This is a genomic window from Spiroplasma endosymbiont of Lasioglossum malachurum, assembly GCF_964020065.1.
Lineage (GTDB): Bacteria > Bacillota_I > Bacilli_A > Mycoplasmatales > VBWQ01 > Spiroplasma_E.
The window spans coordinates 505,227-519,486 of record NZ_OZ026534.1; the positions used below are offsets into that span (position 1 = coordinate 505,227).

Consider the following 14,260-nt stretch of genomic DNA (forward strand, 5'->3'; position numbering starts at 1 on the left):
CATTTAAAAAGTCAAGAGAATTTAATTAATATTGAAATGCAAAAAAATTACATAAAAATTAAAATGGAAATAATTGCAGAATTAAAAAAATACTATATATTTAACATAAAATTGTGAGAAATCTCATTTTTATTTTCAAATAATCCAATTTAGAAAAAAACAAAGCAAATATTTATAACTTTTTTATTAATTTTCTTCATTTATTTTTAAAACAGCACGAAATGCTTCTGGTGGTAATTCAACATTACCAATCGATTTTATTTTTTTCTTTCCTTCTTTTTGTTTTTCTAAAAGTTTTCTTTTTCTTGTAATATCACCACCATAACATTTAGCAATAACATCTTTTCTAACTGCTTGCACAGTTTGACGAGCAATAATTTTATTATTAATAGCAGCCTGAATAGCAACTTCAAAATTTTGTTTTGGAATTAATTTTTTTAATTTTTCACATAAAACACGCCCACGATCATAAGCAAAATCCTTATGAACAATAACAGATAATGCATCAACAATATTACCTGCTAATAAAATATCCATTTTCACTAATTTACTTTCCTGATAACCAATTAATTCATAATCTAATGAAGCATAACCTTTTGATATTGATTTTAATTTATCAAAAAAATCAATGACAATTTCATTCAGTTGCATATTATAAATAAGAGTTCTTCGTAAATTATCAGCATATTTTAAATCTAAATAAGTTCCGCGTTTATCCTGACATAATTGCATCAATGCACCAACATATTGTTCTGGTGTCATTATTGTTACTTGCACAAATGGTTCTTCTACACTTTTAATTGTCTGCACAGTTGGTCATTTTGCTGGATTATCAATTATTAACTTTTCACCATTAGTTAAATTTACTTCATAAATTACAGAAGGAGCTGTTGAAATTAAAACTAAATTATATTCACGCTCTAAACGTTCTTGAATAACATCCATATGTAATAACCCTAAAAAACCACAACGAAAACCAAAACCTAATGCTTGTGATGTTTCAGCAGTAAAAATTAATGAGGCATCCGATAATTGAATTTTATATAATGCATCCTTTAATTCTTGATATTTATTAGTATCAATTGGATATAAACCACAATAAACCATTGGTTTTAAAGTTTTATAACCCGGTAATGGTGCATCAGCAGGATTAATAACACTAGTAATCGTATCACCAACATGAATATCACTAATTATTTTAATTGCACCACTAATTCAACCAACTTCACCAGCTGTTAACATTTCTCTCTTTTCTTCTTTTGGTGTGCGTACTCCTAATTCAGTAATTTCATATTTGGCACCAGTTGACATCATTCTTACTTTATCGCCAACTTTAATTACACCAGTTTTAATTCTAATAAATGCCATCACTCCACGATATTTATCATATAATGAATCAAAAATTAAAGCACGCAATGGTTCATTATCATCAGCATCAATTGGATAAGGAATATATTTAATAACTGCTTCTAAAACATCGCGAATATTAATACCTGTTTTTGCAGAAATTAAAGGCGCATAATCAGTAGGTAAACCCAATACTTTTTCAATTTCTTCCTTAACTTTTTCTGGTTCAGCACTTGGTAAATCTATTTTATTAATAACAGGAATAATTTCTAAATCATTATCTAATGCTAAATATACATTTGCTAAAGTTTGTGCTTCAATACCCTGAGCAGCATCAACTACTAAAATGGCACCTTCACATGCTGTTAAACTACGCGATACTTCATAAGTAAAGTCAACATGACCTGGAGTATCAATTAAGTGAAGCAAATAAGTATGACCATCTAATGATTGATATTTAAGTTGTACACTATTTAGTTTAATTGTAATGCCACGTTCACGTTCTAAATCTAGTGAATCTAACAATTGATTTTTCATTTCCCTTTTTGAAACAGCATTAGTTAATTCTAAAATACGATCAGCCAAAGTTGATTTACCATGATCAATATGGGCAATAATTGAAAAATTTCTAATGTATTTTTTATCGATACTCATAATATTATTTATTCACCTATCTTTTGCTTATAAACTATTTACTATGTTTTAGTATACCAAAGTTTAAATAAAATTAAATCGAAAGTTGCAGATAATGTTATAAATATATTAAACTATCACTTAACAATATATGAAAAGATATATACATAAATAACTAGTTTTTAAAATCATGTAAAATTATAATAACAAAAAATAAAGGAGGGGGGTTGTTAATAATATGAAAAAAATATTAACAACATTAAATATTTTAGCAATTACAATTACTGTTGGAAATGTAAATAATGTTAATTTAAATAGTAGTTGGCAACAAAATGTACATATAATTAATAAAACTCAACAGGAGACAATTTACATTGACAAAGATGGAGAACAAATAACAACTAATGAAACAGATTTATCAAATATAAATAGCAAAGAAATTGTTCAAATTGGATTTTATAAAAACATTATTAATCAAATTCAAGTGGTTAAAATGTCAAAAACAATTCAAAAAGTGCCAGATCAATTACCAGCAGAAATAACATCATTAAAACATATGTTTTGAGATGCTATTGTCTTCAATCAAGATATTTCAAAGTGAGACATTTCAAAAGTAACAGATTTAAGTCTTATCTTTCAAAATGCCATTGCATTTAATCAAAGTCTTGCAGATTGAAATACATCAAATGTAATAAATATGAATTCAATGTTTGCTGATGCTTTAACATTTAATCAAAATATTTCAAATTGAAATACTTCTAATGTAACAAATATGAATAAAATGTTTTTTAATGCATGATCATTCAATCAAAACCTTTCAAAATCAAATGTAAAAAAAATAATAGAACACAGTAATTTTGCTACTGGCTCAAAAATTTATAATCCCAGTAAATTACCAAAATTTAAACAATAAAAAAATTTAATAAGAAAAAGATAAGGTGGTAAATAATTATGAGAAAACTGCTAAGATTTATATTATCTTTAATGGTTGCAACACCAACAAGTATTAGTTTAGTTGCTTGTGGAGGAGCAGTATATCCTATACATAAAAAAGATTTAAAAGGTTTATCTGATAACTTAGACATTACAACACTTGATAATAATGTAAAAGTTTTTAAAGTTGAATTAATTAATAAATTAAAAAAAACATTTTCAAATTTACAACTAAGCGATGTAAAAATTAGTAAAAATAATAATATACCTCTACAAGATGCTGATATTAAAAATAGAAAATTAATTATAAAAATAATTGCATTAAGTACTTCTATAAACTTTACTGGTGAAAAAACGATAAATATAAATATTACAACCACACAAGAGAAAAAAGACTTAAATTTACTTATAGCAAATCAAAACCTAGGATTTATTAAAATTTTAGCAAAAAATTTAATTCCAACCAAAGAGGAACTTTTAATTGGTATCAAAAGCATAAATTATGATACTAGTATTTTAACTATTAATGATTTTAATATTAAAGGGTCTATTAATACTACAAGTGCTATAATTGAAGGAACTGTGACTATAAAGGTGAAATTACTTTAAGTTATAGACAAGAATTTGATTTTAATATATGAAATTTTCTAGATATTCTTGTAATGGGTCATATGAAAAATAAAGGTTATTGATTGGAAAATATGAAACTTAATATTAAAAATAATGAAATTTTATCAAATGATAAAATTTCATTAATAAATTTAACTAAGACCTTTGAAACTTCTGAACAAACAGAACTTAAAAATAATACAAACCTTGAACAACAACTTAGTACACAAGAATACGATAAAGAAGTAACAAATACTTATTCTGTTACTAATACATATGATGTTGGTATAAGTGAAAAAATATCAATACCTTTTGAAGAAACAACCTTTAATTTTAACTTTAGCCATAGTACCACAAATACAAATTCTGAATCAGTAACATTAAAATATCCATCTCAAAAAATAAATGTATTACCTCATAAAAAGGTAAATATAGATTATGATATATTTTTAAATAATACTAAATCTGACTATATTCTAACTTTAAAATTAGATAAGAGTTCAACTTTTTCTGGAAATTTATATTATTGAGAAGATAATGTTAATAAAGGTTGACAAACATATAATTTCTATGAGCTTCTAACAGAATTAAATAAAAATCAATTTGCTAATAATTGTTTAATGTATGCTAATAATAACGAATTATATTATTCTATTCCATTAACCTTATATGGTAAATCTAATGAATTAGATGTTACAGTCAATCCAGAACAACCAATTTAAAGTTTATATAAAATATTTAATTCAAAAATAACATTTTATGAAAATCATTAATAAGTGCTAAAAATATATAATTTATATCAGAAAATTATTTTTAATTAATTACTAAATTATTAAAAATAACTAAAATTTTTCTAGATTTAAAAGGAGAAAGAAAAAATATGAAAAATATAAAAACTTTATTTAAATTAATGACAGCAGTTATTTTAACAACAGTTAGTACAGGCTCACTCATTGCATGTCAATCAGATGATATTCTAAAAATGAATATGCAAGTACAAAAAGATTTTAATTTTTTAGATTCAAATAATAATTCAACAATCAAATTAGATATCTATCAAAATAATATAACTAAGAAACTCTATTCAACTAAACAATATTACTGCCAGCAATTTATTAGAAAATGATAGCGAAACTACTAAAGCTAAATCTGCTGATGCTGCTAACTTTTTAGTTGATATTTTAAAATTAAAAGCAGTTAGTGGTCAAGGAAAATATAGACTTTTTAAACATAGTGATACACAATCCATTAAGATGAAAGTTAAATCTTACTCACCAATAATTACCAACCACATCTAAGGTATCATTAAATAACTTTAATGATATTCCAGAATTTAAAATTGGACAACCTAAATCAAAATTATTAGTTGGTACAGATTTAACAAACTATCTAAAAAGTCCAATTTATTCTTTAGGAGAAAGAATTGCTGATCTTATGAAACAAGGTGACCACTTTAAAGTTAAAGTAAGTAAGTCCGTAAATGATGGAACTTATTTTGCAAAAGGTGATGTTATTAAAGTAAAATTTTCAATTGGTGAAATTCAATTTAATAGTGAATATACGCTAACTATTATTTAAAATAAAGGTAATGTTTAGTAATCTGTGTAACTTACAAAAATAACTATGTTTAATTAATTCTAGTAAATATAATTAAATGACTAGAAAGAGTGAGTTACAGATGGCTAAAAAAGATAACTTTAATAATAATGATCCAATATCAAAAGCAGTAGATTTATTATTAGAAAATACTGAAGATTTAACAACAGTTTTTAAAGAAGGGGGTTTATATAAAGAATTAACAAAACGTTTAGTTGAAAAAATGTTGAATTCTGAGATGCAAAATTATTTAGGATATGAAAAAAATCAACATAGTAATAGTGACAATGCTCGTAATGGTATAAGTTCAAAAAAATTAATAACTCAACAAGGTAAAATTGAGATTGATGTACCACGAGATCGTAATAGTAATTTTACTCCTGTAATAGTGCCAAAAAGACAGAGAAGATTTGATGGTTTTGATCAACAAGTTCTTTCCTTATATGCAAAAGGTATGATATTATCAGATATTAGAATGCAGTTACAAGAGTTATATCATGGTGCTGATATTAGTGAAAGTGTTATTAGTCAAATTACTGATGATGTGATTGATGATGTCAAAGCATGACAAAATAGACCATTAGAAGGCATTTATCCCATTGTTTATTTTGATTGTATAGTAGTTAAAGTACGACAAGATAAACGCATTATTAACAAATCAGTTTATATAGCTTTAGGTGTTGATTTAGAAGGTAAAAAAGATGTTTTAGGTTTATGAATTAGTGAAAATGAAGGCGCTAAATTTTGATTAGCAAATTTCACAGAAATGAAAAATCGTGGCTTAAATGATATTCTTATTGCTTGTAGTGACAACTTAACAGGCATGTCAGAAGCAATACAATCAGTTTATCCTAAAACTGAACATCAATTATGTATAGTTCATCAAATCAGAAATAGTTTAAAATATGTTTCATACAAACATTGAAAATCACTAGTTACAGATTTAAAGCCAATTTATAATGCATGTAGTGAAGAACAAGCAATGCAAGCTTTAGAATCATTTGAAAGTAAATGAAATAAACACTATCCTCAAATTGCTAAATCTTGATATAAAAATTGAGATAATTTAATGATTTTTATTAGTTATCCTCCAGAAATCAAAAGAGTGATTTATACTACAAATTCTATTGAATCTGTTAATAGTCAATTACGAAAAGTCATCAGAAATAAAAAAGTTTTTCCAAATGATATGGCAGTTTTCAAAATATTTTACTTAGCAATTGAAAATGCTGAATTATACTTGTAAGTGCAAGTAAATAAAATTGCAAAAAATTCTCATATAAAAATTTCATAATGCTAAATTTAGTTTAGAAAAAAGTAAGGAGTTTTTATATGAGTTATAAACATCTTGGCATAGATGAAAGGATTTATATTGAGAATCAATTGAAATTTAAATTTAAAATTAGTGAAATAGCTAAAAATCTTAATCGAAGTATTAGTACTATTATTCGAAAAATTAATAGAAATAAAGATAATAATCATTATTTTTCATTAATTGCACAAAATAAAGCTGAAAATCTAAAACAATCACATATTAGTTTTCATAAGTTTAAAAATAAGAATTTAGTAAAATATGTACAACAAAAATTACTATTAGGTTGATCACCTGAACAAATTTATGGCAGAATTAAAAATTTTCATAAAGAGTGAGTTATTAGTTTTAAAACAATTTATACTTGAATTTATTTTGGAATACTTGATAAAGTTACTAGTAAAAATTTAAGAAGAAAAGGTAAAAAACGAAAATCTAAAGAAAATCGTGGCAAGTTTAATGGTAAATCAATTAAAGAACGAGATATAAATGTTAATGATCGTATAACACTTGGTCATTGAGAAGGAGATACTATAGTATCATCAAGAGGCAAAAGCAAATCATGTTTAATAACTTTAGTTGAAAGAGTATCACGATTTACTTTAGCAATATTAGTTAAAAACAGAACTACTAAAGTTATTAATAAAAATGTCAGTTATTATTTATCAATTCTTCCTAAAAACATTGTTAAAACTATTACTTTTGATCGTGGCAAAGAATTTTCAAATTGACAACAACTTGAAAAAAATTTAAATGTAAAAATTTATTTTGCCAATCCATATTCACCTTGACAAAGAGGTACTAATGAAAATACTAATGGTTTAATTAGAGAAAAATTTCCTAAAAAATTTATTTTTTCAAAAACTAATAAAAATGAAGTTCATAAATTTATATTGTCTTTAAATCAAAGACCGAGAAAAATATTAAATTATCTTTCACCAATCGAATATTTGGATAGAAAAATAATTTAGTTGCACTTACCTTTACAATTTAGCATTTTTTAAATAATCAAATTCTTGATCATTTCAAAAACTATAATTTGATCTAATTTTATTTTTACTAAGAGCATAATAAAGTGGAATAGCAACAAAATAAGCAAAGATAGCTTGAATACTATCAGTAATTAATTCATTAACTGTAATAGCATAATCTTGATAAATTACTAAATAAGACAATGGGTAAATAAGTAGTAAAATAGCAGCAAAAAAGAAAGTATAAACAGTACTTCATCAATATTTATTAATTAATAACTTAATAACAAAAAACATTAAAATTCTAATAAAAATTGTAATAGGAATAACCACAATTTTAACACCACTAATTAAATCAAAAATGCCACCCGCAATTGGTCCTGCAAATAACAGCATTGGCCCTTCAAAAAAAGCACAAAATGGAATAAAAACAGCATCAAATAATTGCAAAGTAGAATTTCCACCAAATAAACTAGTAATTGCTCAACCAAAAAGAAAAGTTGAACAATAACCAATTGTTACTAATAAACCAGTAATAATACCAGTCATTGCTAAATATTTAATTGAGCGAAAACGATACATCTTTTCCTCCTAGATTACCAAAAAATATTAGTTATTTTTTTACTATTTAAAGATAAAACCAATTGCAATTGGATTAATTTTAGAACCATAGTAACAAGCTGCTATAATTTCTTTTTTACCTGCTGGTTGAATAACTTTAATTACTATGTTATTAGTTTTAGTGGCAACAATAATACCTAATTTATTTATTGCAACAATTGTTCCTGGCAGAGCATTTGATAATTCATTAGTTACTGCTACTTGATGAATTTTGTATATATTATCATTCAACGTAGTATAAGCAATTGGTGTATTATACAATCCACGAACATGACATGAAATTAATTGTGCTGAAAGATTTCAATTAATTTTTTCATCACTTCTTTTAATATTTAAACCAAAAGTTACTTTATTTTCATCTTGTTCTTGTTCTTCAATTTCATTATTAATGATTTTTAATAAATATTTTATTAACATATTTTGTGCTAAAGTTATCAACTTATTAACTAAAGAAGTATATGTATCCTCAATACCAATTGAAACTTGTTCTTGAACATAAATTGCTCCTGCATCCATTTTACTTACCATTTTCATTAATGTAATACCAGTAGTTTGTAATCCATTAATAATTGCTCATTGAATAGGGGCACCACCACGCAATGATGGTAATAATGAAGCATGAATATTTAAACATTTATATTTTGGTAAATTTAAAATTGCTTTTGGTAAAAATTGACCATAAGCACAAGTAAGAATAACATCAATATTTAATAATTGTAAATCTTTTAAACTTTCAATAATATTTTCGGATTGGAAAACAGGAATTTGATATTCTTGTGCCAATTGTTTAATTGCTAAAGGAACAACTTCTTGTTTACGACCAATTTTACGATCTGGCTGACAAACAACACCAACTATTTCAATTTCATTTTTCATTGTTAATAACAATGTTTTTAAAATATTTTCAGAAAAAAAAGAAGAACCCATAAATAAAATTTTAAATTTTTTCATAATTTTCGCCCTCAATTTTTGCTTTGTACATTTCAATAATATTTTTTACATGTCAGAATAATACTACCATACCTAAAGTATCTTGAGCACAATATTTTAACATATTTTCACGAAAATTATGAATTCAATTAGTTAAACTAATGTTATTTTCAACTCTTCTACGAAAAACTTCTGATGCCATATCTCCTTTTTTAATAACTAATCCTTCATAAGAAAAGGAAGGTTCAAATGCTGGTAAAGTTTTTTTAATTGAAAGAGAACCATAAAACTGTTCTTTATAAATTTTAAATTCTTTAAAAAAATCTTGTAAATCAATAGTACCATCATGAATTAATGATAATTTATTTTTATATTGAGGGTAATAATAAGCTAATTTTTTAAGAACAGATTTCTCAAATGATTGATTATAAGCAACATACGTACCCTTACCATGAATATTAATTAAATCATAACATAATTTTTTTGTTAACATTTCTCTTGGATCATCATTGCCATCTGCTAAAAATTCATAATGTTTAATTGATTTATAAGTTTTAAAATCAAAATCTGGTGCTAATAACACATGGACAGAATATTGAAAAGGAATTTGTTGATATGGTTTACTATTTTTAAACTTAGGTATTGCAGATTTCATAGTCTCAAAATCATACATATAAATTGGATATTGGTACTTTTTGTATTCAATTTTTAAATCAACAAATTTATTGCCATCAATTAATTTTTCACCATTTTTAATTACATCATATTGTCTTAAATGTAAATTAGACTTTGTTAAAAATGGTAATAATCTTTCATCATTAATTTCTAAGAAATCTTCTTCATAATATCACAATGCTTTCTTAGTTTTTCTTAAACGATATAATTCAAAAATAGTATTATAAATAGAAAAATATTTAAAAATATGAGGACAAAATTGATTACTATTTTCATGACAATAAGGTAAAGTTAATAATTTAACTATTTCGTCAATATCACTAATTTTAATAATATTCTTAATATTTTCATATTGTAATTTCAAATTATTATTTAAAATTTCATCTTGAATTGATTTAAAAAGACTAAAACTTTTTTTAGTATTTGGACTTTTTTGCCAAGTTGATCCATTAACAATAAATAATTTATTTAAATCTATTTTTTCTTTCTTAACATAATTATTATTTAAATACATAATATAAGTATTAACTACTTTAATTCCACATTTGGTTAAAATATCATACTGATAAAGTAAATCTCACATATGTTCTTCTTTAACTCAAGTTACTGCTTTTACTTCAATTAAATCCCAACCATCATTATTTCGCTTTAAAATATCACACTTAGTAACACAACCCTGATATTCAAATCTTGGTTCAAATAAAACATCATACTCTTTATTATTAATAATTTCTATAACATTACTACCCAGTTCAGACTCAAAATTAAAACAAGAATATTTTACTTTAAAATATTCTTGAGCATAGTGCCCAGTTTCAATACCATCTGCAATTGTTTCACCAAGATAAAATTCAGAATCATCTTCTTCATTATAATTATTTTCAAATGTATCATCGTCTAAATCAGAAATAGTAATTAAATTAGATTTAAATTTACTACTTGTTTTAGTATGCGTTAGTTCAACAAAATTTATTATCTTTTTCTCTTCAATTAAATGCTTAGCTAAAGCATAATTTTTTGCATTTAAAAATCATGAAAGTTTTCGACAAATACGGAAATGCTTATAATCATCTTTATAAATTTTCATTACATATCACCCAATTGCCTACTTTAAAATAAAGATTTATTTATCTTTTCATCCAGAAAATTTATCATGAATTGCAATTTTAGGTTTTTCTAAATTTTTAGCACGTTTTTTATTTTCTTTATTTTGTAAACGTTCTTCTTCAATTGCAAGTTTAACGCCTTCATTTTCTTTTTTAATTGCTGCTTTTTCTTCTGCTGTCTTTCTTTTTATTTTAATTTTACCACTACGTTTTTTTGACATTTCAATTTTCTTAAGTGTTTCTTCTAAATCTAATTCACAATTTACTTTTCAAATTGTTTCAAATTCTTTCTTTGATAATTGTTTAGTAAACCCTTCTACCTCAAATGCTTTAGTTGCAAATAAATCATTTTTCTTAGAATCATATAATTTTACAATTACATCAAAAACATCACGATATCGATATTCTTTACTACTACGTGAAACTACTTGTTCAAATTCTACTGTTTTATGTTGCAATTTTAATTCATCACGCATAAAGGATTTAATAATATTTTTTACTTCTTTTTGACGTTGTTTTTTCTCTTCTTTTTTCTTCTTTTTTGCTGAAATGGTTGTAAAAATAAAAATTATTAAAACTACTCCTATAAGCGCTAACATTCATCATTGACTAGATAAATTTCCCATTTTTTATTCCTCTTTTTTGATTTATAAATTTTCCTCGATTACTGCTAATAGTTTAGTTGGACTCATCGGTGAAATTGTTAAAATTAAATTAACATCTTTTTTAATTACAAAATAAAGATGTGTTTTATTTACTCTAATATATTTAAAACTTTTTGTCTCTTCAATATCATAAGACTCATTAATCAATTTTAAACAATATTCACGTAATTGGATATCATTTAAGTCTTACAATTTTAATCTTGTTCTAATCCTACCAATACTATGGTAAGAAAATTGATAAGGGTTACGAAAATAGTAACTCATTTATTTACCACACCTACATTTATCATTAAAGTTTTTAAACAAATAATTTACATTAAAAGTGTAAAAAAATTAAAATATACTATTAACAAAAAGCTAACACATTAATTATACTGAAAAAATAAAAAATATTATACAACATTTATGATTTTTGTTATAATTATTTTTGTTGTAATTAATCTATAAAACATGTTCAAAACAAAAAAGGAGAAAAAATGGCTAACATTGCATCACAAATTAAAAGAATTAAAACAAACCAAAAAAGAAATGAAATTAATAAAAGTTATAAATCTAAAGTTAAAACTGCTTTAAAAAAAGCTGAAATATCAATAAAAAACAAAGCAGAAAATGCTGCAGTACTTGTTAATGAAGTATGTAGTTTAATTGATAAAGCTATTGTTAAAGACATTTATCACATTAATAAAGCTGCTCGTCAAAAATCTAAAATTATGACTAAATTAGCAAAAGCAAAATAACTATAATTTATTTTAAAAAGAGACACTATTAATAGTGTCTCTTTTTAAAATATAATTGATATTTTTAAACTAAATTTTTGTTTTAATAAAATACCAAATTTAAAAACTATTTAGCTAATAATGTAAAGTTAGAACTTGATGCTCTAATCTCAGCAAAAATTTTATTTTTTTGAAATTCATCTGATGTATCCATAACTATAAAAATACTAAAATTACTAATATCTAATTTATTACGATCAAATGTACTGTGAATTTTATAAATAGAGGCACCATTTTTAGTAATAATATTAATAATTTCGCTAATAGTACTATTATTAATTTTACCGTTAACTGAAAAAGGAACTCGTCGATGTGAACTAATTAAGGCGCTATTAATAATTGTTCCTAATGTAGTAATATCAACATTACCACCACTAATTACACAAACAACATTTTTATCTTTACCAATGATTTTATCTAATTTACCAGAAAGAATAGCAGCAACACTAACAGCGCCACTACCTTCAGTTATAATTTTACATTTTTCTAATAAAAATAACATTGCTTGCGCAATTTCTTCTTCGCTAACAGTAACAACTTTATCAACATTTTTCTTTAAAATATTAAATGTTAATTCTCCTGTTTGTTTAACAGTAATTCCATCAGCAATTGAACTTTTACCTTGAATTTTAAATGGTTTTCCTTGTTTTAAAGCTTGATTATAAGAATCAACATTTTGTGCCTCAATCCCAATAAATTTAATATTTGGATTTTTACTTTTTAAATAAATTGAAATACCACTTAAAAGTCCTCCTCCTCCAATTGGAACTAAACAATAATCAATTTCTTTACCCATTGCATTCATTTGCTCATATATTTCTAAACCAATTGTACCTTGACCAGCAATAACAAAATTATCATCATATGGATGAACTAACGTTAACCCTTCTTCTTTTTCAAGTCTTAATGCTTCAAACATTGCATCATCAAACATATTACCACAAAGTTTAACAGTACATTTAGCACCACCAAATTCTTTAGTAGCAGCAATTTTGGCTAGTGGTGCTGTTAAAGGCATAACTATCTTGGATACTAAATTTAAACTTGAAGCTGCTAAAGCGACTCCTTGTGCATGATTACCAGCACTAGCAGCAATTAAACCCTTTGCTTGCTGTTCCTTTGATAAATTAAGAATTTTATTTAAACTTCCTCTAATTTTAAAACTACCTGTTTTTTGTAAATTTTCTAACTTTAAAAATATATTATTACCAGAAAATGAAGAAAGTTTATCTGCTTTTATCAAACTTGTCTTACTAATTTTATCTTTAATTTTTGAATACGTTTCTTCAATTACTTCTTCACTTACTAAATTTTCCAAAATGGTTCCTCCTGAGTTTCTATCTAATTTCTTAAATATAATTAATTATACAATATAATAACTTTTATTTATAAAACAACAAAAGTAATCATTAATAGTATATGGTTTTATAATTAAATGGGATTTGAATTCATAAATGTTGATTTAAAGCATATGTTAAATTGCTATACTACATAATCACTATTTTCAAATCTATATTATATATACATGAAAAACAAAAATTAAAAAATATTTTTCCAAAATATTTAGAATTAATACTGTTTATTTTATTGTTACAAATTTCAATAATTGCTTTTTAACACTTAATTATAGTAGAATCTAATGCAGGAGGTATTATATATGGAAAATAATGAACAAAATAAGAAAAAAATAGATAAATCTCGGCCACTAGTAGAAATTTTAAATCTAACAAAGGAATATAAAAATAAAATAGCATTAGATAAAGTTAATTTAACTATTAATCCTGGCGATCGAATTGGAATCATTGGTGCAAATGGTAGTGGTAAATCAACTTTAAGTGAAATTATTGGTGGTATTCGTAAACCAACATCTGATGAAATAATTCGTCAAGAACATCTAGTAAATGGTTTACAATTTCAAGAATCTAGATATCCGGCCGGAATATCTGTTATGGATATGATTAAATATTATTTACATACTTTTAATATTTCAATGAAAGAAGATGAACTATTAGAGTTACTGAAGACATACCAATTACTTGGAATTGAAAATAAGTTTATTCAAACACTTTTGGGTGGATAACAACAA

14 protein-coding genes and 1 pseudogene are annotated in these 14,260 nt (G+C 24.3%); 9 read left to right on the top strand and 6 right to left on the bottom strand.

Annotated elements, in window-relative coordinates; genetic code table 4:
- Positions 1-186 precede the first annotated feature (186 nt).
- Positions 187-1,995 carry a translation elongation factor 4 gene (lepA, locus tag AACK95_RS02860; protein WP_422397160.1) on the bottom strand — a complete coding sequence of 603 codons (1,809 nt, stop codon included), beginning with the start codon at positions 1,993-1,995 and terminating at the stop codon, positions 187-189.
- 223 nt (positions 1,996-2,218) lie between these two features.
- On the opposite strand from lepA, the gene AACK95_RS02865 reads away from it, so the two are divergent.
- The 7 genes and pseudogenes from AACK95_RS02865 (at position 2,219) to AACK95_RS02895 (ending at position 7,401) form a co-directional block, all read left to right on the top strand.
- Positions 2,219-2,893: a BspA family leucine-rich repeat surface protein gene (locus AACK95_RS02865; protein WP_338980706.1), complete on the top strand. Its 675-nt coding sequence runs from the start codon at positions 2,219-2,221 to the stop codon at positions 2,891-2,893.
- Positions 2,894-2,931: 38 nt separating this feature from the next.
- Positions 2,932-3,522, top strand: coding sequence for a hypothetical protein (locus AACK95_RS02870; RefSeq protein ID WP_338980708.1), 591 nt, complete (start codon positions 2,932-2,934; stop codon positions 3,520-3,522).
- 62 nt (positions 3,523-3,584) lie between these two features.
- Entirely contained in the window at positions 3,585-4,244 is a 660-nt protein-coding gene (locus tag AACK95_RS02875; RefSeq protein ID WP_338980710.1) for an ETX/MTX2 family pore-forming toxin, read from the top strand.
- 158 nt (positions 4,245-4,402) lie between these two features.
- Complete coding sequence (locus AACK95_RS02880) at positions 4,403-4,651, top strand: hypothetical protein (protein ID WP_338980712.1); 249 nt, start codon at positions 4,403-4,405, stop codon at positions 4,649-4,651.
- Positions 4,652-4,956: 305 nt separating this feature from the next.
- Positions 4,957-5,100, top strand: coding sequence for a hypothetical protein (locus AACK95_RS02885; RefSeq protein ID WP_286641345.1), 144 nt, complete (start codon positions 4,957-4,959; stop codon positions 5,098-5,100).
- Between the two features lie 100 nt (positions 5,101-5,200).
- Positions 5,201-6,343, top strand: a pseudogene (locus tag AACK95_RS02890) (IS256 family transposase); the annotation flags it as partial.
- 107 nt (positions 6,344-6,450) lie between these two features.
- Complete coding sequence (locus AACK95_RS02895; protein ID WP_338980714.1) at positions 6,451-7,401, top strand: IS30 family transposase; 951 nt, start codon at positions 6,451-6,453, stop codon at positions 7,399-7,401.
- A gap of 12 nt (positions 7,402-7,413) precedes the next feature.
- Here AACK95_RS02895 and AACK95_RS02900 read toward each other — a convergent pair whose 3' ends face one another.
- From AACK95_RS02900 to AACK95_RS02915, 4 genes are read right to left on the bottom strand one after another with little or no spacing between them, the layout of a single operon-like run.
- A complete protein-coding gene (locus AACK95_RS02900; protein WP_338980716.1) occupies positions 7,414-7,983 on the bottom strand; it encodes a hypothetical protein in 570 nt (189 codons plus the stop codon).
- Between the two features lie 42 nt (positions 7,984-8,025).
- Positions 8,026-8,973 (bottom strand): methionyl-tRNA formyltransferase, encoded by a 948-nt coding sequence (gene fmt, locus AACK95_RS02905; RefSeq protein WP_338980718.1) that lies wholly within the window; start codon positions 8,971-8,973, stop codon positions 8,026-8,028.
- Positions 8,960-10,714: a DUF2779 domain-containing protein gene (locus AACK95_RS02910; RefSeq protein WP_338980720.1), complete on the bottom strand. Its 1,755-nt coding sequence runs from the start codon at positions 10,712-10,714 to the stop codon at positions 8,960-8,962. The genes fmt and AACK95_RS02910 overlap by 14 nt, the downstream gene beginning before the upstream one ends.
- A gap of 36 nt (positions 10,715-10,750) precedes the next feature.
- Positions 10,751-11,359, bottom strand: coding sequence for a hypothetical protein (locus AACK95_RS02915; protein WP_338959091.1), 609 nt, complete (start codon positions 11,357-11,359; stop codon positions 10,751-10,753).
- A gap of 515 nt (positions 11,360-11,874) precedes the next feature.
- Between AACK95_RS02915 and rpsT the strand changes: the two genes are divergently transcribed.
- Positions 11,875-12,135, top strand: coding sequence for a 30S ribosomal protein S20 (gene rpsT, locus AACK95_RS02920; RefSeq protein WP_338980722.1), 261 nt, complete (start codon positions 11,875-11,877; stop codon positions 12,133-12,135).
- 106 nt (positions 12,136-12,241) lie between these two features.
- Here the strand turns inward: rpsT and ilvA are convergent, their stop codons facing one another.
- Entirely contained in the window at positions 12,242-13,492 is a 1,251-nt protein-coding gene (gene ilvA, locus AACK95_RS02925) for a threonine ammonia-lyase (RefSeq protein ID WP_338980724.1), read from the bottom strand.
- Between the two features lie 339 nt (positions 13,493-13,831).
- Here ilvA and AACK95_RS02930 point away from each other — a divergent pair, with 339 nt between their 5' ends.
- Positions 13,832-14,254 (top strand): ATP-binding cassette domain-containing protein, encoded by a 423-nt coding sequence (locus AACK95_RS02930; RefSeq protein ID WP_338980726.1) that lies wholly within the window; start codon positions 13,832-13,834, stop codon positions 14,252-14,254.
- The last annotated feature ends 6 nt before the right edge of the window (positions 14,255-14,260 follow it).